Here is a 22,191-nt window from a genome sequence, read left to right on the forward strand (position 1 = left end):
AAATTATTCGCTGCATAAGCCGGGGGCTCTGCCTCCGGTTTTTTTCTGTATGATCAGGAACGAGGGAAAAATTTATTTGTTTATTTTTGGCAACGTCAACTTTTTGGGCATCCTTCCCGTTACAGGTACAGATACCAACCGCGCGGAGTTATCGAATATGAACTGGGAATGAGGATGTTTATGATACAAATCAATCATTTATCCAAAAAATACCGGCGTGGGGGCTGGGCGCTGAACGATGTCACCCTGACATTGAACGAAGGGATGGTCGGCCTGCTCGGACCGAACGGAGCCGGCAAGTCGTCGCTGATGCGCATCTTGGCAACCTTGACCGGCCCGACGTCAGGCGGGGCGACGATCAACGGAATTCCGTTAAGCCGGGCCGAGGAAATACGCAAGATGATCGGCTATTTGCCGCAGCAGTTTCAGGTTTATCCGGGACTTACGGGATCCGAATTCCTGGATTATGTCGGGGCAATGAAAGGCATGAACGACCGAAAAACGCGGCAAGCCGAAATCGGCCGCTTGCTGGAGGAAGTCAACCTGCAGGATAAGGCCGGGAAGAAAATCAGAACCTATTCCGGCGGCATGAAGCGCCGCCTCGGCATCGCCCAGGCGCTGCTCGGCTCTCCGAAGGTGCTGATCGTCGACGAGCCGACCGCCGGACTCGATCCCGAAGAACGCGTCCGCTTCCGCAACCTGCTGACCCGGTTCAGCCTGGGGCGGGTCGTGCTGCTGTCGACCCATATCGTGGCGGATATCGAGAGCAACTGCCGGCAAATTGCCGTATTGGACAGAGGAAAAGTAAGGATGTCCGGCGATTTGGTTGAACTGCAGGAATTTGGACGAGGCAAAGTATGGGAAGGCCTCGTTAGCGAGGAGCAGTTCGCCGGCCTGGATCCGATGTCGGTCGTATCCACGCGGCGGACGGAGCAGGGGCTGCAGTGCCGCGTCATTGGCGAGGCACCGCCGTCCGGTTCGGGCGCGGTGCAGGTCCGCCCGACCTTGGAGGACGGCTACCTGGCGCTGCTGCGCTCCGGTCAGAAAGCGGGTGTATCCGGCGATGAATAAATGGCACCGCCAGTTCCGCTTCGAACTGGGCATGCTCTTTCGCAACCCGTGGCTGCTTGCCTTGCCTCTATTGTTCGCGGCGCTGAATGTTTGGAACATAGGCGGAATCGGGTCCGGGCAAAATTTGTTCAGTGAAGCCTACTCTTTCCATGCCTTCGTGCACACGATGACATTGGGAGTCGTTATGCTGCTCGGCATTTTGGCCGTGCGCAGGGACTTACGCCGCCTCTCCTATGAGTGGAGCTCGGCTCTGCCGGTATCTTACGCTACGAAGGTATCGGCCAAATATGCGGCCGGCATGCTCTATCTTTCGCTCTTTACGCTGGCGGCAGCGGCGGTATTCGCCTGGTATTCGGCCCAGCGGGGGGTGGACCCGGGGATTACTCGGGAGTTCACGGCTTACTTCGCCGTCACTTACGAAGTGTCTTATCTCGTAACGCTGGCCTTGGCGATGCTGCTGGCGATCGCCATCCCGAACCGGGTCGTTTATTTGATCGGCTTTTGCGCCTGGATGTTCGGCACGTTCTTTATGGATATTTTCCTGATTGACAAAGCCGGATTGAATGTACTGCGGACGTTTCATTTAAGCCGTCTTTTTCTGATGGACGCTCCGCCTAGCGATACATGGGGCCTGAGTATGATCGCGGATGAACTCCTGTACTCCCGTTTGTTTGTGCTGTCCTTTGCCTTGCTGCTTCTCGTTGCGGGCGTTGCCGTATTGAACAGGATTCGCCCCACCAAGCACCGACCGGCGGTTTGGGCGGCGAGCGGCATCGCGCTTCTGCTGTCCGTCCTGGCTTTTCTGCCCTATGCGCAAATCTGGCAGCAGCGTTATGCGGCTTACGAAGCGAAGCTGGCCGATCCGTCCGTGCCGACCGTCGATGAGGTGATGTCGAATCCGCAACAATCCGGCGATATCCGGATTACGGATTACGATCTCCGGGTACAAAGGGAGCGGAAAGACATATTGAAGGTCGAGGCCAAGCTGAGTGTTTCGGGTGAAGCTCTTTCGCAGGAAAAAGAATTGAAGCTGACCCTTAACCGCAGCTTTCAAATCCGTGAAGTCCGGGTTGGAGGTGATGCCGCGGCATTTACGCGCGAAGGCGACCGGCTCCGCATCGAGCTTCCGGCCGCGGTGCAAAGCCCGCTTCAAGTCGAATTGTCGTATTCGGGGACGGTAACGGATTACGCCCCCGGGTTTTACGGGCAAGGATCCATGTATGCCTTCGTTAAGGGAGACAGCGTCTTTCTGCCCGGTTATATAGCCTGGTACCCGCTGGCCGGATACCAGCCGATTTACGTGAAAGAGACGGAAACTTCCGGCATTCAGCTCGGCCATGTTTTTGCCTCGCCAGTCCTGTATTCGGCTCATTTCAGGCTGAGTTTTGAGGGCTTTGAGCGGCCTTTGTATACGAGCCTGGCGGAAACCGGCCGGAAGCCGGGCAGTCAGACGTTCGAAGGCGAGGCGACGGAGGGACTTACCTTGTTCGGAGGGGAATTCAAAGAGCTGGAGGCTCCGGATATTCCGGTGCGCGCGGCGGTCACGCCATACTCCGCCAAGCAGGGTGAGGAGATTATGGCACGGTGGTCGGAGCTCTATGATTATTTTACCGGCTGGGTCGATCATTTTGAGCCTCACTTGGAACAATGGCTGTTCCTTCCTAACGACAATTACCTCCGCTACAGCGTTGAGAATGAGACGTATGTGATGACTTACGTTTTCGACACGGAGTATGCGGCCAACATGTTAATGAACCAAATGCTGCTCGGAAGCCGCCGGGGCGATTATCGGATCGATAATACGAAGGAGGATGTCCGGCTGAAAATCCGGGGATTAATGTGGTACTTGTATTTGCGCGAGAAGGAAGGATTTACGGACGAAGAGTTGAAAACGGGTAGAACGGGGGCAGACGATTATTATTATTTGCTTCAGGAGCTTTATTCCGAGAATAGTGAAGCCGATCCGGACCGCCTCGCATCTCGTATGATTAATCAGGTGGGGAGCGCTTTGGATGACGGCAAGGCTCAACAGGTCAAGGATGTGCTGAATTATTTTTACGACAAAGGGATCGAGGTTCCGGACACGGAGACCGAATCTTTGCGTGTAGACAAAATTCCGTATTCCGAATGGGAAACAGAGTGGAAGAAGGTGATGGGCGATGAAGACGGCCATTGAACAACTCCGGCGCGGAGCGTCCTTCGATTTGAAGCTGCATAAGCAGCCGGTGACGGCTTTGGTCGTGACGATTTTTATTCTATATTTAATCAGCATTGTAACGGGAGATAAGCCGAGAACCGTGTATTATTATTCGGAAATGGGCATGTTCCCGGTAGTCATTATGTTTACTTTGCTGCTGTTCCAGCGCGAAATCGGAGGCGGCAGCATGGAACTGGTTTCCACGTATCCGGCTTCGCTCCGGCTGATCGCCGTGCGGAAATGGGTGCTCGCTCTGCTGTATGCTTCGGTGTTGAATCTGCTGTGGATGGCCGTTTATCTGCTGAAGTTCGGGGATATCGCTACTGTCATGCATCCGTGGGACGGCGGCGAAGCGGTGAAAAGAAGCGTCGGCGTCTTCCAGCTCATGCTGCAAACCATGCCCGCCTTTATGCTGCTGGCTTCCCTTACATTGGCCGGCATAGTCTTGTTCCGCAAAACTTATGGCGGACTGGCGCTGGGCTTCGCCCTTTGGGTACTGGATACGATCAGCGGCGGGGATTGGTTGTCGGGCTGGACTTTATACGCCTCGTTTCTTCCCGAAGGCGCTTCGTTCGCCGTGAACCGGCTTGTCCTGCTGGCCGCATCCGCCGTCTTGCTTGGTTTTGCGGTGTGGCTGATCGGCAGAAGGGATCGCTGGATCATGGAGGATGAAGAATAAAGCGGGATTTCAATATTAGAAGGGGGAGGGGAGGAACCGACCATGATTTCCGATCAACAATTGGCCGAGCGGATGGCCCGGGGCGAGCAGGAGGCTTTCGAACTGCTGGTCACCCGTTATCACGGGCCGCTGCTCAGCTATGCGACACAGCAGCTTGGCGACCGGGCGAAGGCGGAGGACATCGTGCAGGAAACGTTTATCCGGCTCATCCGGCATCTGAAAAGGCACGGCGGACTCGAGCAGCTTCGCCCCTGGTTGTACAAGGTGGCATTGAACCTTTGCCGGGATTACTGGAGGAGCGCCGCATACCGTTCCGAATATGCGGCGGCGGACGAACTGCCGGAGGATGCCGACCCCTCTCCCGGCGCCGAAGAGATGATGGAGCGGCAGGAGGCAGTGGAACGGATTGCCGAATCGCTTCATTGGCTGCCCGAAATGCAGCAAAATGTGGTGCGCATGCGCTTCTTCCATGAGCTGAAGCTGCAGGAAATCGCGGAGCTGACGGACCTGCCGCTAAGCATGGTGAAGTCGCATTTATACGGAGCGCTGAGGAAGCTGAAGCGCATATTAACCAATCCGTCGGAGTCTTCCTCCGCCAGGCTGGGAAAAAGATTGACCCATAAACAGAAAAGCGAGGTGTCCCCTCATGAACCACTCCATTGATAAAGAATTGGAGCAGTTGGAACGGGAGCTGCGCGAACCGCTGCGCCAAGCGGTGCTGCCGCCGCCGCCGCCGTCGGAAACCGCGGCGCTGATCGCGGCGCTCCAGCCGGAATTCGACGAGCTTAAAGCGGAAGCTTCCGCGCCCGAGCTGGATTTCAATCCGCAGGTCGAGGCTCCGTCCTTGCGGAGGCTGCTCTGGAGCCAGTTTCGCCTCAACCGGAAATCGCTGATTCTGGCCGGATCGGCGGTGTTCCTGATGCTGATCCTGCTGGTCGATCCGGAAAGACCCTATCGTATGGTGCTGCTGGGCGAAGCGATTCCGAGCGGGTTATTTCCGGTCATTACGCCGATCATGCTGATCGCCGCGATGCTGTTCAGCTACCGGTCCTGGGACCGCGGCATGCGCGCGGTCGAGAGCATTACGCCGTATCCCCCGGCGCTGGTGATTTACTGCCGGATGCTGATGGTCATCGGCCTCGTGGTGTGCTGGGCGCTGGTCAGCACCGTGATCGTCGGGATCCGGGTGGCGGCGGCGGGGGCGGTATCGCTGCCTTTGATCCCGTTTCTTCTGCAGTGGCTCGGCATCTCCATGATTACGTCGGGGGCGGCGATGTACGTGTTGTTCCGCAAAGGGATGTCCCTGGCTTGCGTTACGGCTTCCGTGGTTTACGCGCTTTGGTTCTTCTTTGAAAATCGGAGCATTGCCCACGGATTGGCGCTGGGTACCAGAACCTTGGCCGATTTCCTGATGCTTGTCGCCGGAGCCTTTCTGTTGCTCCGTTCTTATTACCGCAGCCGCAGTCTCCAGTCCGGCGACGGCATAGGCGGGGGAACGGCCCGATGATCACGCTGGAGAATGTACATCAGCCTTTGGACGGATTTGCCCTGCATATCGGACGGCTGCGGATTAATCCGGGCTTGACGCTGCTCGTCGGCGCGAACGGAGCGGGGAAAACGACGCTGCTCGAGCTGCTGGCCACGCTCCAGATGCCCCGCCGGGGGACTATATTATACCGCCAGCGGTCCGCCGGCGACGATCTGCCGCTGTTGCGCAGCCAGATCGGATATGTACCGGCGGAGATCGAGTTGTACGAAGAGATGACCGTTTACCGGCTGCTCGCTTATTTGGCCGAATTGAAGGGCGTATACCGGGCGGAAAGAATCGACGGACTGCTGCGGGACTTCCGGCTGGACGAATACCGCAATGTGAAAATCAGACGTCTTTCACTGGGGATTCGCCGGCGAATCGCGATCGCACAGTCGCTGCTTGCCGCTCCGTATTTCCTGTTCCTCGACGAGCCGATGAATGCGATGGATTCCGCCGAGCGAAAAATGGCGATTTCTTACCTGTCCCGGTACGCCGCAGGGAAAACCGTCGTCGCCGCGGTTCATGAGCTGAATGAATGGGAGGCGGCGGCCGATCACGTGCTTTGGCTCGATCGGGGAGGGATCCGTTTTGAAGGGGAAAGGGCACAGTGGACTTCGAATTTGCCGCTGAATGTCTGGGAAGGGATGATTTCAACGGATGATTTGGCCCGTTGTCCGGAACAGAATCTGATTTTTTTCCGGGAGAAGCCGGAGGGGATGTATGTGCGCCTCGTTGGCAAAAACCGGCCTTTCCCCGGCCTGACGGCGGCCGAGCCGAGTATGGAGGATGCTTATTTCGTCCGCCGGCGAAGCCGTTCTAATAAGGAAGCGGCCGGAGAGTTCCGGTAGGACAAACGGAGCGTATAAACCGAGCGTATTAAAGTTGATTCTGCAAAAGAAACCTCTCCTTTCTGTATGGTTGCCTGCCGAGCGCTTCCATTTCCTAAGGACCGGTTTCTTTTTGTATTGCCGCGGTTGTGAAAATGTGAACATGTTTATAGGAGTTCGCAATGAAGCTCCTGTATCATCAGGGTTAGGTGCCGATGCGCGAAGAAAGGGGAATTCCGGAATGAAGTATTGCATAGGTGAATTTTCGGCGATTCTGGGAATTACGCGGGATACGCTGCGGCTATACGAGAAGCATGATATTGTCACACCGGTCAAAGACGACTTCAATAGCTACAGGTACTTTAACGATCTCGATGCCAGGGACCTGCTGATGAGCCGCTGGTACCGGAGCTTGCAAATCCCGCTCCAAGAAGTGGCCGATCTGATGAAGCATTCCTCTCTGGACAAGATTACGGAGAAGATCGACGCAAGCCGTAACAATCTGGAGGAGGAGATCAAGCGGGGACTGGTGACATTAAACAAAATGGTGGAAATCAAATCCGAGCTTGACAACCTGGAAACCTCCATGTATCAATGTGTTCTCAAACATCGGCCCGGACTTTACCGGCTGAAGCAGACCGAGAACAACCGGCTGTTGAAAAACGAGGGTCTGAAAGGCATGGTGAACACATGGATGGAACTGCTGCCGTTCTCGTTTTTTTGCTTCCGTGTCGAACAGAGCGAGTTAAGCTCAGGGAACAAAAACGCATGGGATTATAGCTGGGGACTGACCCTAACCGATGTCGACGCCAAAAGACTGGATGTCGAGCTGAACGATCTGGTGGAGTACATCCCCCCCGCCGCGTGCATTTCTTCCGTCATCCGCGTTCCGCATCAGGAAAATATTACGAAGCGGACGCTTCAGTTCATGTTCGATTATCTCGAAGCCGCCGGTTACCGCGTTACGGGCGATATCGTCGGACGAATCATTTTGACCGAGAAGGCGGAAACGGAGTCCCGTTCTTACCTTGAAGTAAATATTTCGGTATAGTTTTTGGGATTCCTTATTGACCTTGGTGCCGGACCAAGGTTTAAACTTCAGGCAGCAGCTTGCCGTTCTGGCGGAGATTGGAGCTTTCCCACAAGTGAAAATAATCACAACAGGCAGGCTGCTTATTATTACACCTGGAGGAGAGAGAATATGCGCAGAAACGGAAGATTTATCCAAACCCTCACGGTCATCGTATGCATCGTGATGTTTGCCGTGATGTTGGGAGGATGCCAAGGAGGAAATGTTGCGGGGGGCGGAAACGGGACGGTACCGACGTTCAAGCCGGGCAAGTACGCCGGCGAAGCCGAAGGGAAAGAAGGAACCGTCCAAGTCGAGGTTACTATGGAACAGGCTGACCGGATCAAAAATATTGAGATTGTAAGTCAGTCGGAGACAGCGGGTCTGGGCGATTCGGCTTTGGAACAAATCAGACTGCAGATTATTGAGAATCAGACGCTGAATATTGATACGGTCAGCGGGGCCAGCTTGTCCAGCCAGGCGATAATCGCCGCGGTGGAAGACGCGGTGAAGCAAGCGGGCGGCGATCTGGAAGCCCTGAAATCCGGCACGGTCAAAAAAGCCGGCGAGGGCAAGACGGAGCGGCTTACGGCTGACGTTGTCGTGGTCGGTGCCGGAGCGTCCGGGGTATCGGCGGCGGTGACGGCGGCGGATCAGGGCGCAAAGGTGATCATTATCGAGAAAACCGGCGTCATCGGTGGAGCGAGCAATCTGTCCTGGGCGGGGAAATTCTATAATTCCTCCGTCGCGGTCGACAACGGAGTGAAGGTTGAAGTCGAGAAGGAAATCGCCGACTGGATCGTCAACAATCACTGGCGTGTCGATTCGGCGGCGATCAGACAATACGTTACCCAATCCGGAGAAACTTACGACTGGCTGAAAAATAAAGGGTATGAAACCACCTTCCTGAATTTTGGCGGGGAACAGCTTCACGTGCTGCCCGCCTATGAGACGCGGGAGCAATTGCTGCGGAACATGCTGGCCGAATCGGTAGAAAGAAACGGCGGACAAGTCATCACCGAAACGACCGCCAAAGAACTGATGACGGGTTCCGCCGGAGAAGTAACCGGCGTAATTGCCGAGAAGGCGGACGGTACCACCCTGGAGATCACCGCCAAAAGCGTCGTGATGGCAACCGGGGGGTATGCGGGCAACAAGGAAATGGTGAAAGAGAACTTCGGCTTTGAAGGTGTCAACGGCGGCTTGGGTCAAAACGTGGGCGAAGGGCTGAAAATGGCCTGGGCGGCCGGGGCCAAGGTTCCGGACAATTTCGGCGGCCAGATGTTACATCAGACCTTGGCCAGAGCGACGGACAAATTGAAGAAGGAATACTCTTCATTTGAAGCAAGCTATCCGCTTATGCTGACTTATTTGCCGAACTTCATGAACGTCGGCCCGTCGGGAGCGCGGTTCCGCGACGAGGCGGCGACTTTGACGTCGGTGGCGGCGGCCAATACTAGCGCGTTTAACGGTCCTTACCATCTGGTCATCGTCTCGAAATCCCAACTGGAGGCTTTGGCCGCTCAAGGGATGAGCGGGGTAAAAGCACCGAAGCTCCCGGGGATGCCGCCGGAGTTTTATGCCGATTTCCAAGACCGGTTTACGTTGGACCAGCCTTGGACCAATATCGAGCGGGTGTTTGAATCAATGGTGAAGAACGGGGACGGCTACAAAGGCAATACGATCGAAGAACTGGCGAAAAACGCAGGCATGGATGCGGACGTATTTACCGAAACATTCCATAATTACGTTGAAGCGACAAAGACAGGCGTGGACAGCGAATTCGGCAAATCGAAGGATTATCTGCAGCCCATGGGCACGGAAGGACCTTACTATGCCGTGATAGCGGAAATCAATAATCTGGGCTCGGTCGGCGGTCTGCTCGTCAATACCAAGTTCCAGGTGCTGAATGACGCCCGCGTTCCGGTAAAGGGACTGTATGCGGTAGGCCTTGAATCCGAGGGCGTGCTGTTTAATGACACCTACGTGGGCAACGGAGTCGGCATCGGCTACTCGTTCACCTCGGGTCGTCTTGGCGGCGAACATGCGGCGGCCAACGCGCTACAGAAATAAGTTCCGAAAATAATTTATACAATTCACATAAAAATTATCGGATTTATATTTTCAAACGGCGATTTATGTGAGAGAATATGAAAAAATAAGAACTTATTTTGCAGATACCAATTCATGAGGAGGAATCACCCATGTCCGAAGAACGTCAATTTGCGCCTGAAACCCTCGCGGTTCACGCCGGCCAGGAAATCGACCCGACCACCTTTTCCCGGGCGGTCCCGCTGTATCAAACGACTTCCTACGGCTTCCGCGACACCGAACACGCGGCCAATCTGTTCGGCCTGAAGGAATTCGGCAATATTTATTCCCGCATTATGAATCCGACCAACGATGTGTTCGAAAAGCGCGTCGCGGCGCTGGAAGGCGGCGTCGGGGCCTTGTCGACGGCTTCCGGGCAGGCGGCGATTACCTTCTCGATTCTGAACATCGCCGGGGCGGGGGATGAAATCGTCTCGTCATCCACGCTGTACGGCGGAACTTATAACTTGTTCGCCCATACTTTGGCGAAGCTTGGCATCAACGTCAAATTCGTCGACGCGTCGAATCCGGAGAACTTCCGGGCGGCGATCACCGACAAGACCAAGGCGCTTTACGCCGAGACGATCGGCAACCCGAAGGGCGATGTGCTCGATATCGAAGCGGTCGCCGCGATCGCGCACGAGAACGGTATTCCGCTGATCGTCGACAATACGTTCCCGAGCCCGTATTTGCTCCGTCCGATCGACTTCGGCGCGGACATCGTCGTGCACTCGGCGACCAAATTCATCGGCGGGCACGGCACTTCGATCGGCGGGGTCATCGTTGACAGCGGCAAATTCGACTGGACGGCGAACGACAAATTCCCGGGACTGACGCAGCCGGACCCGAGCTATCACGGCGTCGTGTATACCGATGCGGTCGGGCCGCAGGCCTTCATCATCAAAGCCCGCGTACAGCTCCAGCGCGATTTGGGCGCTTCGCTGTCGCCGTTTAACGCCTGGCTGCTGCTGCAAGGCCTGGAGACGCTGCATCTGCGGGTGGAGCGCCACAGCCAGAACGCGCTGAAGGTAGCTCAGTACCTGGAGGCCCACGACAAAGTGGAATGGGTCAGCTATGCGGGGCTTCCAAGCCACGAATCCTACGAGCTGGCGAAGAAATATTTGCCGAAGGGCCAAGGGGCCATCCTCACCTTCGGGATCAAGGGCGGCGTCGAAGCCGGCCGCAAGCTGATTGAGAATGTGAAGCTGTTCTCGCATCTGGCCAATGTCGGCGACTCCAAGTCGCTGATTATCCACCCGGCCAGCACGACGCACCAGCAGCTTAGCGAAGAAGAGCAGTTGGCCGCGGGCGTCAATCCCGAATTGATCCGGTTATCCGTAGGTACCGAAGCGATTGACGACATCATTTACGATCTGGAGCAGGCGATCGCCGCCAGCCAAGCCTAATTTACTTATTTATAATTGAAAAGCAGCCTTTATTCGGAGATGCATCGGAGAATGCGAATGGAGCCGGATAGGGGCTGTTTTTTATTTTAGGCAAAAAGACGGTTTACAGTATCGTATATTCGGGTTATTATAAAAGAAAAGTTTCCAATGGGAAATATTATTGCACAAGTACAAAAAATGATTATCGTTCTCAATTGCATGCTGCCTCGGGAGGAATCCCGGGGCAGCATGTGCCATTTTCAGGGGATTAACAATAGTATTCATTCTCATTAAAGAGACTTGGATGATCCATTATCCGTTCTCACTCAATAGCTTGTACGCAAATAAAGGAGGAATTACGATGCAAGCCAAAGCGATGCATAAACCAGCAACGGTATCTCAAGGTCAACGAGGAGCACGGCGGCCGAACCCCGGGAAGAAGCGGGGCGCTTCCCTGCTCCGGCTGCTCCGCCACCGTGAAATGATGCTCGCCCTCGGCAGCGGCATGCTCATGCTGGCCGGCTGGGGGACGGACGGATGGTCCCCGGAGCTATCGGTGATTCTGTATATCGCCGCCTATAGTCTCGGCGGCTTTATAAAAGCGCGGGAAGGATTGCTAACCTTGGTCCGGGACAAGGACCTCGACGTCAATTTGCTTATGATCGCGGCCTCTCTTGGCGCGGCGGCGATCGGATACTGGAACGAAGGAGCCATGCTGATCTTCATATTTGCCCTCAGCGGCGCATTGGAATCCTTCGCCAGCGAACGCAGCCGGAAGGATATCTCCGCGCTGATCGCCCTGAGGCCGCAAACGGCGGTGAAGGTTGACGGCAGTGGGATGAGGACGGTTGCCGTGGAAGAGCTGGCGCCCGGAGACTTGGTGCTGGTGAAGCCGGGGGAAGTCATCCCGGCGGACGGTGTCGTCACCGGCGGCGGCTCGGCCGTCAACCAGGCGGCGATCACCGGCGAAGCCATTCCGGTCGACAAGGGGGCCGGCGATGAGGTGTTCGCCGGCACTTTGAACGGGGAAGGCGCGCTGTATGTGGAAGTCAGCCGTCCGGCCGAAGGGACGCTGTTCGCCAAGATCATCGCCTTGGTGGAGCAGGCCGAGAACGAGCCGCCGCAGACGCAGCGCTTCATCAAGCGGCTGGAAAGCCGCTACGCCAAAGGCGTGGTGGCGGCGACGGCCGGACTTCTGCTGCTGGCGCCGCCCGTGCTGGGCTGGTCCTGGCCGCAGACGTTCTATAAAGCGTGCGTCTTCCTCGTCGTCGCTTCTCCTTGCGCGCTGGTCTCGTCCGTCATGCCGGCGATGCTGTCGGCGATGTCGAGAAGCGCGAGGAAGGGCGTGCTCTTCAAGGGAGCCGCTTATATGGACCTGCTGGCGGGCGCCAAAGTCGTGGCGTTCGACAAGACGGGGACGTTGACTTCCGGCGTCCCCGCCGTCACGGAGCTGGTCGTCGCGGAGGGCTGCGAGCGCGATCAAGTGCTTGCGGCCGCAGCCTCGGCGGAGCGGCTGTCGGAGCACCCGCTCGCCCGCGCCGTCGTGCGCCGGGCGGAGGAAGCGGGGCTGGAGCTGCAGCCGGCGGAGGATATGCGGGCATTGGCCGGCTGGGGCATCGAAGCCGTCGTCAGCGGAGCGGTATGGCGGGTCGGCAAGGCCGACGCCGGCGATCCGCGGCTGCCGGATTCGCTGCGGGAAAGCCTGCTGCGCCTGATGCGCGAAGGAAATACCGTCTCCGCCATCGAATGCGACGGCCGCTATGCCGGAATTATCGCGCTGCGCGACGTGGTCAGACCGGAGGCCAAGCGGGCGATCGAGCGGCTTCACCGCCTCGGCGTCGCCACCGCGATGCTGACGGGCGACCGGATGGAAACCGCCGCGGCGGTCGCCGGGGAAGCGGGCATCGATCACGTATACGGCGATCTGCTGCCGGAGGATAAGCTGCGGCTCGTCGCCGATCTGCGGGCCCGCTATGGCCAGGCGGTCATGGTGGGGGACGGAGTCAATGACGCTCCGGCTTTGGCCGCCGCGACCGTCGGCGTGGCGATGGGGGGGACCGGCAGCGGAGCGGCGCTGGAGGTGGCCGATGTCGTGCTGATGAACGACGATCTGGAACGGGTGGCGGATACGATCGCCCTGGCGGTTCGCGCCAGAAGGATCGTGAAGCAGAACCTGGCGTTTGCCGGAGCAGTCATCCTGCTGCTGATCGCGGGCAATTTTATTCAGGGGATTCCGCTTCCGCTCGGCGTGGTCGGCCATGAAGGGAGTACCATTCTCGTTATTCTGAACGGCCTGCGTCTGCTTCGCTAGATTTCCCTTCATCATTCTTTCATGTAAACTTCACGGAACCCTTTCCGTGCGGTCGTTGACAGTTTACGGCGTATTCCCGATAATTAACCTTACAATCTATTTATTTAGTTTCCTAGTTTAGTTCCTAGCATTACGCCCTTGAAGGAGGAATTTATATATGTATAAATCGATTATTATCGGTACGGGTCCGGCGGGATTGACCGCCGCAATCTACTTGGCACGGGCCAATTTGAACCCGCTCGTGATCGAAGGCCCGCAGCCCGGGGGCCAATTGACGACGACGACCGAAGTGGAGAATTTCCCCGGTTTTCCGGACGGCATCATGGGTCCGGAATTGATGGATAACATGCGCAAGCAAGCCGAACGGTTCGGCGCCGAATTCAAAATGGGCTGGGTAAACAGTGTGGATATGAGCTCCCGTCCGTTCAAGCTGCAGGTGGAAGGACTCGGCGAGCTGGTTACGGAGACGATCGTCCTGTCGACCGGCGCTACGGCGAAATATTTGGGCATTCCCGGCGAAACCGACAACGTCGGCCGCGGCGTGAGTACCTGCGCGACTTGCGACGGCTTTTTCTTCCGCGGCAAGGAAATTATCGTGGTGGGCGGCGGCGATTCCGCTCTTGAAGAAGCGGGCTTCCTGACGCGCTTTGCTTCCAAAGTAACGCTGGTGCACCGCCGCGACGAGCTGCGCGGTTCCAAGATCATGCAGGACCGGGTGCGGAGCAACGAAAAGGTGGAATGGGCGCTGAACCGTACGCCGCTCGAAGTCTTGACGGACGAGAAAGGCGTGACGGGCCTGAAGGTGCGCAATAACGCGACGGGCGAAGAAGAAATCATTACGGCGTCCGGCGTATTCGTCGCCATCGGCCATCATCCGAACACCGGCTTCCTCGGCGGCCAAATCGACACGGACGAGAACGGATATATCCTGGTGAAACCGGGAACGAGCGAAACGAATGTACCGGGCGTGTTCGCATGCGGGGACGTTCAGGATACGCGTTACCGCCAGGCCATTACCGCGGCGGGCAGCGGCTGCATGGCGGCGCTCGATTGCGAGAAATACATCGAGAACCTGGAGCACCAAGCCGCGGTCGCCGCGGTCAACTAACCGGATTCGGGAAGCGGAAATATGGCGCCTGTTATCGTTTATACCAGCACGAACTGTTCTCACTGCCATCAAGTCAAAAGTTATTTCAGTGAAAAAGGCGTCCCTTACGAAGAGCGCAATATTAGGCAAAATGATGAATATGCCCAGCAGGTCTGGGATATGGGCATACGCGTGTTACCGGTCACCCTGATCGGAGAGCACCGTATTCCCGGCATGAATAAGGCCCGGTTCGAACAAGCGTTGGCCGAGCAGAGATAATCATACTTGAAGCATTTGTTCAGAAAAAGACAAAAGGCCCCGGAAACGGGGTCTTTTTGCTGTATTGTGCTCTATATTCGACGTATCGCAATGATGAGATAAAACGATGAGCTAGGCCAGCAGGTCGGCAACAAGCTGCAGAGCAAAGTAACCGATAATTCCGCCGCCGATCAGGGTCAGACCCGCTTTCTTCCTGCCTTGGAACAAGCGCAAAACCCCGAGACTTACCAACGGAGCAATGATGAGGAGAAAGAACATGACGGCAACGAACAATTCAATGGAAATATCCGAAAGATTGACGATTGTCATAGCGTTTGGTCGCTCTCCGATCTTTTCAGATTTAAATATGCAATGATTAATGTCACAGCATTTATTTTAATATTATATCAGAGCCGGATTTATTTTGCTGAAATGGGAACGTGTCAAATAAGAAGATTTCACGTCATTTTCCTGGATAAGCTCAAATTTTATCCCGAAGGAGATTCGCGTCCGCTCGACAAAACTAGAAGACCTTTGCGGGACGGGCTGTGCTACAATGTGCATAGAACGAGCCGTCTGGTTTTCGTGCGGCAATTTACGAACGCCTGAAGGCAAGGACGTCGGTAACGAATTTTATAGAGGAGGAGTTGGAGGGACATGGGACAGAGCATGCCGAAACGATGGATCACGGCGAGTCTGGCGGGAGCTTTGCTGCTGGGAAACATCCCGGCCGATTGGAATCTCATCCGGGCGTCCGCCGCTTCGGAGCAAGCCTATGCGACCACGGTTCTCGAACTGCAGCAGGAAGTGGCCGAAGGCCTGAAAGCGCGCAACACTTCGATGACTATAAAATACAAGGGACCGACGAGAAATTTGCAAAGCCTATTGAAAAAGGCGATTGAAGGAGCGCTGGACAGCGATCCTTACACCAAATATATTGTGGATCGGTATACGTATTCCTGGCGCGGCACAAGCGGCGCGGCCAAAATTATCCTGAGCGTCGGCTACCGCGAAACCGCCGGTCAATCCGCCTATGTGGATCAACGGGCCGTGGCGATTCTGCAAGACATTGTCCGGCCGGAAATGAACGATCACCAAAAGGTAAAGGCCATTCATGATTATGTGGTGCAGCATCTGCAATATGACAAAGAACTGGAGAAATACACGGCCTATGAGGGGCTGCGGTCCGGAGAAGCCGTGTGCCAGGGGTATACTCTTTTGGCATACAAGCTGCTGGAAAAGGCCGGCATCGCCAATCTGATCGTCGAGGGTACCGCCGGCAGCCGGCTTCATGCCTGGAACCTCGTAAAGCTGGACAACCGCTGGTACCATCTCGATACGACCTGGGACGATCCGTTGTCGCCTTCGGGACAGCAGCCGAGTTATAAATATTACCTACTTACGGACAGCCAGATCCGCCGGGATCACAACTGGAAAAATAAATACCCCGCCGCGAGCACGCTTTATCGTGAAAGCTTGAATGTGCTGGCGAGCGGGGGAGGTGCGGAAGCCGCGGAATACGAAACATTGAAGCGGCAGCTCGGCTTCCAGTTGTATGATCAAGACGCTGCTGTCGGTACCGCGTCCGAGCTCCAGAATCAAGTCAAGCGGGAGCTCGAATCCGGCGGACTTACCGTCACGGTCCGGTACGCGGGGACGGAGCGCAGGCTGGTCCAGGATTTGGGCAGCCTGTACGATTTGTCCTTGGCCAATGTCCGGTACCTTTCGGAGCCCCTTGAGGGCACGGACGATCTTCGGGTCGAGATTCATTGGGAAAACCGGTAACCTGCCGCTTATGCCTTAGGCCTTAGGCCTAAGATCTTGGCCCTCCGAAAAAATGAAGGCCGATGTTGCACAGGCTATTCGAGCGGCTGGGCGGGCGAATCCAGATTGCATTCTTTGAGCGGGATCACCTTCGTCCGCTTCACCCATTTATAGCCCAGCCAGACGATCAGGAACAGCGGAATGCTGATATAGGACACGACAATGCCATACCAATCGATGTGGTCGCCTGTGAAGGCGGCCATATTTTGTCCCAAAATTACGATAAAACAGAGCACGAAAGCGAACAGCGGTCCGAACGGAAACCATTTCGCTTTGTAAGGAAGATCGTTGACGTCCCGGCCTTGGGCGACATAGGCCCGGCGGAACCGGTAGTGGCTGATCGCGATGCCGAGCCAGGTAATAAATCCGCACATGCCCGAAGCGTTAAGCAGCCAGTTGTATACGACTCCGTCCCCGAACAGGGAGGCGAAGAAGGCGAACATCCCGATCAAGGTCGTCAGCAGCAGGGCGTTGACCGGCAGCCCGCGGCGGCTCAGCTTGGCAAGGAATTTCGGCGCTTTGCCCCGTTTCGCCAGCGAGTAAAGCACCCGCGATGCCGCGTACATGCCGGAATTTCCGGCCGACAACACGGAAGACAGGATGACGGCGTTCATGACGGAGGCGGCAAAGGCCAAGCCGGCTTTTTCGAATACCAGCGTGAACGGACTGACCCCGATGCTCTCCAGGCCGCTTTTCAGCAGATTCGGATTGGTGTATGGGATGATCAGACCGATGACGAGAATCGCCAGAATGTAAAAAATCAGGATGCGCCAGAACACCTGACGGATCGCGCGCGGCACATGCTCCCGCGGATTGTGGCTCTCCCCGGCGGCGACGCCGACCATCTCGGTCCCCTGGAAAGAGAACCCGGCGGCCATGAATACGCCGAGGAAAGCAAAGAATCCTCCATGAAACGGCGCGTCGCCGACCGTGAAGTTTTTGAAACCGATCGCTTCGCCTCCCATGATGCCTAGGATCATCAGCACCCCGACGATCAGGAAAATAATGACGACCGCGATTTTGATCATGGCGAACCAGTATTCCGATTCCCCGTATCCCTTGACGGACAGTACATTCAGCCCGAAGATCAGCGCCAGGAACAGAAAGCTCCACAGCAGGGAAGGGCTCTCCGGGAACCAGTATTTGATGATCAGCGTCGCCGCGGACAGCTCGGCCGCGATCGTGATCGCCCAGTTGTACCAGAAGTTCCAGCCCATGGCAAAGCCCAGGGAAGGATCGACGAACCGCGAGGCATAGGTTTCAAAGGAACCGGAATCCGGCATGTAGGTAGCGAGTTCGCCCAGGCTGGTCATGAGAAAATAGACCATGATGCCGACCGCGGCGTAAGCGAGCAGCGCGCCGCCCGGGCCGGCGGAAGCGATCGCCCCGCCGCTGGCGAGAAACAGGCCCGTCCCGATGGAACCGCCGAGCGCGATCATCGTCATATGCCGGGCTTTCAGGCCCGGTTTCAACGACACGGCCGTGTTTTTTTTGCTCATAAATAAACACTCCTTAAAATGATAGGAAACAGGAACTTCATTAGTATTCTCATGTGAGGCAAGCCTGAACACAAAAAGGTCGGAGGAACAGCAAAAAGGCCGCGGAAAGAATCCGCGGCCTATACTTATGCTTATGCCGTGATCCCCACCATTCCTACTGCGATAGCTCAACACGGCTTCCCGGCGAAGGAAACCGTGACAGTTCTGCCCCTTTCGGGAACAGCCCCAGCCTGCCGCCGGTTGAAGCGGGGCGGCAAGCTTCGGCGACGGTGCCTTTCCACGGGACTCTTCGGCGGCTTCCTACGCCTCCTCCCGTGTATTCATCACAGTCGCGACCTCTACCTCACCCAAAGAATGATGAGGTTCCTATTAAATTATTGAGTTGTCCCGGAATAAGAATAAAGCTCCGCAACAGTTCCTTAGTATATCGAAGCAAACGTGCGGAAGCAATGACAAATTATTGACATTGCTTCCGCACGGAGTCTAGCATTTTCCGTTATTCCTTGTCCCCGCCGCGATCTCGCTTGGCCATCTGCTGCCATACCGTTCCGGCGGCTTCCTCGCCGGATTCGATCCGCTCCACGGCCATGCGGGCCTGGAGCCCGACCTCGAACTCGGGGTCGTCCACGGCCGCGCGCAGCGGCTCCAGCGCGTCGTCGGTACCGATCTCATAGAGGAAGCGGGCGGCGCGCCAGCGGACGAGCTTGCTCGGGTCGCGGAGCGCGTCGATCATCGGCTGAGTCGCGGCGGGATCGCCGATGTCGGACAGCGTGTCGCCGGCGGTGCGGCGGACGGCCGCGGACTTGTCGCGCAGCGCCTCGTAGAGCAGCGTCATCGCTTCCGGTGTGCGGAGATCGCCGAGATACACGACCGCGAGCCGGCGGATCTGCATCTGCGGATCGCGCACCGCCTCCGCGAGCAGCGGCATCGCCTCGGGGCCGGGCTGCTGCAGCGCCTCCAGGCCCGCGTAGCGCCCGTGCCAGTCCGTGTCCTTCATCCGCTCCCGGACTTCGTCCAGGCTGAGCGCCCGGCGCTGCTCGACGAATTCGGCCTCGCTGCGCCCGTGAGCGATCGCCTGCGTCTTGATCGCTTCCAGCCGCTCCGGCGGGAACGCGGCTTCCAGCTCCTGCTCGACCTCGCGGGCGATATCCGCGAGCTCGCCGTAGCGAACGCCGTAATCGGTCAGCTTGCGCTCTTTGATGAGCGTAGCGCTCGCTACCTCGGTTACGGCGGACACGAACCGCTGGGAGAGCGAGATCCGCTCTTCGCGGGCGCCGGACTTCACGCGGATTTGCATCGGGATGCCGCGGAAAAACTGCACGAATACCTGGGCCTCCCCGAAGCCGGCCGCTTCGCCCGCTTCCGGGTCCCAGGCCGATTCCACATGCTCCTGACCGAATTGCTCCTGCACCTCGGACAGGATCGCGGCCCAATCGGCGCTTCCCTTACGGTCCAGCGCGATAAAGTCGGCGGTGTGAAAAACGCTTTTCACCCCGGGAATGTTGAGCATTTGACGGATCCAGGCGGGAGCGGACCGCGCATTTTCTTGCGTGTATGTTCTGCGAATCCCCGGCTCCAAGGTTTCGTCCAAATGCAGCTTCATGGAATTGGGGCTTGGCGTCGGTTCGATAAATACAATTTTCATAGGATGTTCACATCTCCTTCCACTTTTATTTTACCTTATCATTGACACTTTCCCAAGAGTATGCCGAATTCCGCGCGAATAAGACAAGAACCGGCAGGAATAAAAAGGAACCGGAACGACAAAATAAGAGAATGGAAAATCGAGGAACACTGCAAAGGGGCGAGCGGGGAACATGTTCAAAAAGCAGGAGCGAACGCTGATTATCGTTTGCGGGGTGGTAGCCGTGATTATGCTCTACGCGGTTGTAAAGGGTCTGATTCGCCTGATGCATTACTATTAAGGGCGGCTTTAGTCTCCCTTTTTTGACTCGCGCGAAACTTTTCTGGAGGAGTGAAAGGCACATGCTGTCGATGGACCCCGTTACACTGAGCCGGATATTGACCGGCCTTACTCTATTCGTACATATTGGATTTGCCTCGGTAGGCGTCGGTATGCCGCTTATCATCGCGCTGGCCGAATGGAGAGGGGTGCGGAGAAATGATCCGCATTACTCCCTGCTTGCCCGCCGCTGGGCCCGGGGCTTCGTCATCTCCGTCGCGGTCGGCGTCGTGACCGGAACGGCGATCGGTCTTCAGCTCAGCCTGTTATGGCCGACGTTTATGCGCGTCGCGGGGCGGGCGATCGCCCTGCCGCTGTTTATGGAGACGTTCGCTTTTTTCATCGAGGCTATATTTCTCGGCATCTATTTGTATACCTGGGAACGATTCCGCAAACCGATGCTGCATTTGCTGCTGTTGATTCCGGTGGCGATCGGCTCTTCGGCCTCCGCCTTCTTTATCACGACCCTAAACGCCTTCATGAATACTCCGCAGGGCTTCACGTTAAAAAACGGCGTGTTCACAGATGTCCAACCGCTGGTGGCGATGTTCAACCCGGCGACTCCGACGAAGGTGTCCCATGTGCTGGCTTCGTCCTATACGTTTAGCGCAGGAGTTCTGGCGGGAATCGCCGCGTACAGCATGCTTAAAGGACGACGGGATGTCTATTTCAAGAAGGCGCTGAAGCTGACCGTGACGGCGGCATTCGTGTTTGCGCTCTCTACGGCGGTCATCGGCGATTTCTCGGGCAAATTTCTCGCGCAGTATCAGCCGGAGAAGCTGGCCGCCGCGGAATGGCATTTCGAGACGATGGAGCGGGCGCCGCTGATCTACGGCGGAGTCCTTAAGGAGGACGGCGAGATCAAATATGCGATAAGGATTCCTTATGCGCTCAGTATTCTGGCGGGGAACTCCCCGAATACGAGAGTGGTGGGCCTGGAGGAATTTCCGAAGGATGAACGGCCGCCGCTTCTGATCCATTATATGTTCGACCTGAAGGTAACGATCGGAGTGCTGCTTTTGCTGATTTCTTTTTTGTATTTGGTGCGCCGCTGGCTGCCGGGGAAGTTCAAAGGCTACTCCAAATCGCTGCTGCTTGGCATTCTCGCGCTTGGCCCCCTCGCATGGGTCGCGATCGAGCTCGGTTGGCTGTTCGCGGAATTCGGCCGCCAGCCGTGGATCGTTCGCGGTTACATGAAGGTGTCGGAGGCGGCGACAACATCGCCGCATGTTGGTTCCATGCTGATATTGTTCGTGATCTTGTACCTTGTGCTTTGCATCTCCTGCATCTTCGTATTGGCCAGGCTGTTTCGAGGCAAGGATGTTGCTGAAGAGATGCGGGAGCGGGGGATTATGGAAGGTGAACGGAAATGAGCTATGAAGTCGTCGGCATTACCGTGTTGTGGACCTTTTTGTACGGTTACCTGATCGTGGCCTCGGTGGACTTCGGGGCGGGGTTTTTCAGTTATTACAGCGTAATCACGGGGCATGAAAACAAAGTCCACAACATTATCCAGCGTTACTTGTCTCCGGTGTGGGAAGTAACGAATGTGTTTCTGATCTTTTTCGTCGTCGGGCTGGTGGGTTTCTTCCCGGATTCCGCATATTATTACGGCACGGCGCTGCTCGTTCCCGGCAGCCTCGTGACCGTGCTGCTGGCGCTGCGGGGGGCTTACTACGCTTATAACACCTATGGCAGCAGCGAGGTAAACAACAAGGCGTATATGGCGATTTACGGAGCGACCGGGCTGCTGATTCCGGCGGCATTGTCGACGATTCTGGCCATTTCCGAGGGCGGGATCATCCGGGAGGAGAATGGCAGGGTAATTCTGGATTGGGCCGGCTTTTTCGCCAATCCGTACACCTGGTCCGTCATTTTGCTGGCGCTCGTATCCGTGTTGTACATCTCTGCGATGTTTCTTGCATATTACGCCAACAAGGCCGGAGATCAAGGCGCATTCGGCGTGCTGCGCGGGTATGCGCTGATGTGGAGCGGACCCACCATTCTGGCTTGCGTGTTCGCCTTTTTTCAGATTAACCGGCAGAACCCGGAACATTTCGGAAATATGCTGAACATCGCCTGGATGTTTCTCTGTTCGCTGATTTGTTTTCTGCTGGCGGTTTATTTGATGTGGAGAAAGCGATATCTCGGCTGGTCGTTCATCCTCGTCATGCTGCAGTTCGGTTTTGCCTGGTACGGTTATGGGCGCTCGCATCTGCCTTATATTTTGTACAAGCAGGTCAGCATTTACGAAGGCTTCACGAACGAGACGATGGCGATCGCGTTGATCACGGCGTTTGTGGCCGGGCTGGTGATCCTGATTCCTTCGCTGGTTTTGATCATGCGGCTGTTTCTGTTTGACGCCAAATACGTGCGTGGCGAATAATTTAAGAAAGGAT

Annotated in this window: 18 protein-coding genes and 1 riboswitch; of the genes, 15 read left to right on the forward strand and 3 right to left on the reverse strand. The window is 56.5% G+C overall.

All coding sequences use genetic code 11. The features are described 5' to 3' along the window. Window positions 1–180 precede the first annotated feature (180 nt). The 12 genes from V3851_RS16930 to V3851_RS16985 all read left to right on the forward strand — a co-directional run bounded on the left by V3851_RS16930 (window position 181) and on the right by V3851_RS16985 (window position 14,527). Window positions 181–1,071 (forward strand): ABC transporter ATP-binding protein, encoded by an 891-nt coding sequence (locus tag V3851_RS16930; protein ID WP_331847733.1) that lies wholly within the window; start codon window positions 181–183, stop codon window positions 1,069–1,071. Then, complete coding sequence (locus V3851_RS16935) at window positions 1,064–3,247, forward strand: hypothetical protein (RefSeq protein WP_331847734.1); 2,184 nt, start codon at window positions 1,064–1,066, stop codon at window positions 3,245–3,247. Before V3851_RS16930 ends, V3851_RS16935 begins: the two co-directional genes overlap by 8 nt. Next, entirely contained in the window at window positions 3,231–3,947 is a 717-nt protein-coding gene (locus V3851_RS16940) for a hypothetical protein (protein WP_331847735.1), read from the forward strand. The genes V3851_RS16935 and V3851_RS16940 overlap by 17 nt, the downstream gene beginning before the upstream one ends. 42 nt (window positions 3,948–3,989) lie before the next feature. Further along, window positions 3,990–4,610 (forward strand): RNA polymerase sigma factor, encoded by a 621-nt coding sequence (locus V3851_RS16945; protein ID WP_331847736.1) that lies wholly within the window; start codon window positions 3,990–3,992, stop codon window positions 4,608–4,610. Further along, window positions 4,594–5,454, forward strand: a complete 861-nt coding sequence (locus tag V3851_RS16950; protein ID WP_331847737.1) for a hypothetical protein — start codon at window positions 4,594–4,596, stop codon at window positions 5,452–5,454. The genes V3851_RS16945 and V3851_RS16950 overlap by 17 nt, the downstream gene beginning before the upstream one ends. Next, a complete protein-coding gene (locus tag V3851_RS16955) occupies window positions 5,451–6,326 on the forward strand; it encodes an ABC transporter ATP-binding protein (RefSeq protein WP_331847738.1) in 876 nt (291 codons plus the stop codon). The genes V3851_RS16950 and V3851_RS16955 overlap by 4 nt, the downstream gene beginning before the upstream one ends. A gap of 220 nt (window positions 6,327–6,546) precedes the next feature. Continuing rightward, a complete protein-coding gene (locus V3851_RS16960; protein WP_331847739.1) occupies window positions 6,547–7,356 on the forward strand; it encodes a MerR family transcriptional regulator in 810 nt (269 codons plus the stop codon). A gap of 150 nt (window positions 7,357–7,506) precedes the next feature. Further along, a complete protein-coding gene (locus tag V3851_RS16965) occupies window positions 7,507–9,447 on the forward strand; it encodes an FAD-binding protein (RefSeq protein WP_331847740.1) in 1,941 nt (646 codons plus the stop codon). A gap of 131 nt (window positions 9,448–9,578) precedes the next feature. Continuing rightward, window positions 9,579–10,871, forward strand: a complete 1,293-nt coding sequence (locus tag V3851_RS16970) for a homocysteine synthase (protein WP_331847741.1) — start codon at window positions 9,579–9,581, stop codon at window positions 10,869–10,871. Window positions 10,872–11,211: 340 nt separating this feature from the next. Continuing rightward, window positions 11,212–13,161, forward strand: a complete 1,950-nt coding sequence (locus V3851_RS16975; RefSeq protein WP_331847742.1) for a heavy metal translocating P-type ATPase — start codon at window positions 11,212–11,214, stop codon at window positions 13,159–13,161. Between the two features lie 157 nt (window positions 13,162–13,318). After that, complete coding sequence (gene trxB, locus V3851_RS16980) at window positions 13,319–14,269, forward strand: thioredoxin-disulfide reductase (RefSeq protein ID WP_331847743.1); 951 nt, start codon at window positions 13,319–13,321, stop codon at window positions 14,267–14,269. 21 nt (window positions 14,270–14,290) lie between these two features. Then, on the forward strand, window positions 14,291–14,527 hold the full coding sequence (locus V3851_RS16985) for a glutaredoxin family protein (protein ID WP_331847744.1): 237 nt from the start codon (window positions 14,291–14,293) through the stop codon (window positions 14,525–14,527). Window positions 14,528–14,638: 111 nt separating this feature from the next. Here the strand turns inward: V3851_RS16985 and V3851_RS16990 are convergent, their stop codons facing one another. After that, window positions 14,639–14,836, reverse strand: coding sequence for a hypothetical protein (locus V3851_RS16990; protein ID WP_331847745.1), 198 nt, complete (start codon window positions 14,834–14,836; stop codon window positions 14,639–14,641). A 327-nt stretch (window positions 14,837–15,163) separates the two neighbouring features. Here V3851_RS16990 and V3851_RS16995 point away from each other — a divergent pair, with 327 nt between their 5' ends. Continuing rightward, a complete protein-coding gene (locus V3851_RS16995; RefSeq protein ID WP_331847746.1) occupies window positions 15,164–16,291 on the forward strand; it encodes a transglutaminase domain-containing protein in 1,128 nt (375 codons plus the stop codon). Between the two features lie 74 nt (window positions 16,292–16,365). On the opposite strand, the gene V3851_RS17000 is transcribed toward V3851_RS16995, so the two are convergent. Next, the gene (locus V3851_RS17000) at window positions 16,366–17,829 is read right to left on the reverse strand and encodes an amino acid permease (RefSeq protein ID WP_331847747.1); all 1,464 of its coding nucleotides are present in this window, start codon (window positions 17,827–17,829) and stop codon (window positions 16,366–16,368) included. 155 nt (window positions 17,830–17,984) lie between these two features. Then, window positions 17,985–18,178, reverse strand: a riboswitch (Lysine riboswitch). 147 nt (window positions 18,179–18,325) lie between these two features. Next, window positions 18,326–19,474 carry a virulence factor gene (locus tag V3851_RS17005; RefSeq protein ID WP_331847748.1) on the reverse strand — a complete coding sequence of 383 codons (1,149 nt, stop codon included), beginning with the start codon at window positions 19,472–19,474 and terminating at the stop codon, window positions 18,326–18,328. Between the two features lie 341 nt (window positions 19,475–19,815). On the opposite strand from V3851_RS17005, the gene V3851_RS17010 reads away from it, so the two are divergent. Both V3851_RS17010 and V3851_RS17015 read left to right on the forward strand, forming a co-directional pair. After that, complete coding sequence (locus V3851_RS17010) at window positions 19,816–21,165, forward strand: cytochrome ubiquinol oxidase subunit I (RefSeq protein WP_331847749.1); 1,350 nt, start codon at window positions 19,816–19,818, stop codon at window positions 21,163–21,165. Further along, window positions 21,162–22,178, forward strand: a complete 1,017-nt coding sequence (locus V3851_RS17015; protein WP_331847750.1) for a cytochrome d ubiquinol oxidase subunit II — start codon at window positions 21,162–21,164, stop codon at window positions 22,176–22,178. The genes V3851_RS17010 and V3851_RS17015 overlap by 4 nt, the downstream gene beginning before the upstream one ends. The last annotated feature ends 13 nt before the right edge of the window (window positions 22,179–22,191 follow it).

Origin of the sequence: Paenibacillus haidiansis (genome assembly GCF_036553665.1) — a bacterium.
GTDB lineage: Bacteria > Bacillota > Bacilli > Paenibacillales > Paenibacillaceae > Fontibacillus > Fontibacillus haidiansis.

Coding starts and splice junctions, on each gene's coding strand:
- V3851_RS17010 (WP_331847749.1), top strand. CDS start 19,816: ATGCTGTCGATGGACCCCGTTACACTGAGCCGGATATTGACCGGCCTT.
- trxB (WP_331847743.1), top strand. CDS start 13,319: ATGTATAAATCGATTATTATCGGTACGGGTCCGGCGGGATTGACCGCC.
- V3851_RS16985 (WP_331847744.1), top strand. CDS start 14,291: ATGGCGCCTGTTATCGTTTATACCAGCACGAACTGTTCTCACTGCCAT.
- V3851_RS16950 (WP_331847737.1), top strand. CDS start 4,594: ATGAACCACTCCATTGATAAAGAATTGGAGCAGTTGGAACGGGAGCTG.
- V3851_RS16935 (WP_331847734.1), top strand. CDS start 1,064: ATGAATAAATGGCACCGCCAGTTCCGCTTCGAACTGGGCATGCTCTTT.
- V3851_RS17015 (WP_331847750.1), top strand. CDS start 21,162: ATGAGCTATGAAGTCGTCGGCATTACCGTGTTGTGGACCTTTTTGTAC.
- V3851_RS16940 (WP_331847735.1), top strand. CDS start 3,231: ATGAAGACGGCCATTGAACAACTCCGGCGCGGAGCGTCCTTCGATTTG.
- V3851_RS16990 (WP_331847745.1), bottom strand. CDS start 14,836: ATGACAATCGTCAATCTTTCGGATATTTCCATTGAATTGTTCGTTGCC.
- V3851_RS16970 (WP_331847741.1), top strand. CDS start 9,579: ATGTCCGAAGAACGTCAATTTGCGCCTGAAACCCTCGCGGTTCACGCC.
- V3851_RS16995 (WP_331847746.1), top strand. CDS start 15,164: ATGGGACAGAGCATGCCGAAACGATGGATCACGGCGAGTCTGGCGGGA.
- V3851_RS17005 (WP_331847748.1), bottom strand. CDS start 19,474: ATGAAAATTGTATTTATCGAACCGACGCCAAGCCCCAATTCCATGAAG.
- V3851_RS16955 (WP_331847738.1), top strand. CDS start 5,451: ATGATCACGCTGGAGAATGTACATCAGCCTTTGGACGGATTTGCCCTG.
- V3851_RS16975 (WP_331847742.1), top strand. CDS start 11,212: ATGCAAGCCAAAGCGATGCATAAACCAGCAACGGTATCTCAAGGTCAA.
- V3851_RS17000 (WP_331847747.1), bottom strand. CDS start 17,829: ATGAGCAAAAAAAACACGGCCGTGTCGTTGAAACCGGGCCTGAAAGCC.
- V3851_RS16945 (WP_331847736.1), top strand. CDS start 3,990: ATGATTTCCGATCAACAATTGGCCGAGCGGATGGCCCGGGGCGAGCAG.
- V3851_RS16930 (WP_331847733.1), top strand. CDS start 181: ATGATACAAATCAATCATTTATCCAAAAAATACCGGCGTGGGGGCTGG.
- V3851_RS16960 (WP_331847739.1), top strand. CDS start 6,547: ATGAAGTATTGCATAGGTGAATTTTCGGCGATTCTGGGAATTACGCGG.
- V3851_RS16965 (WP_331847740.1), top strand. CDS start 7,507: ATGCGCAGAAACGGAAGATTTATCCAAACCCTCACGGTCATCGTATGC.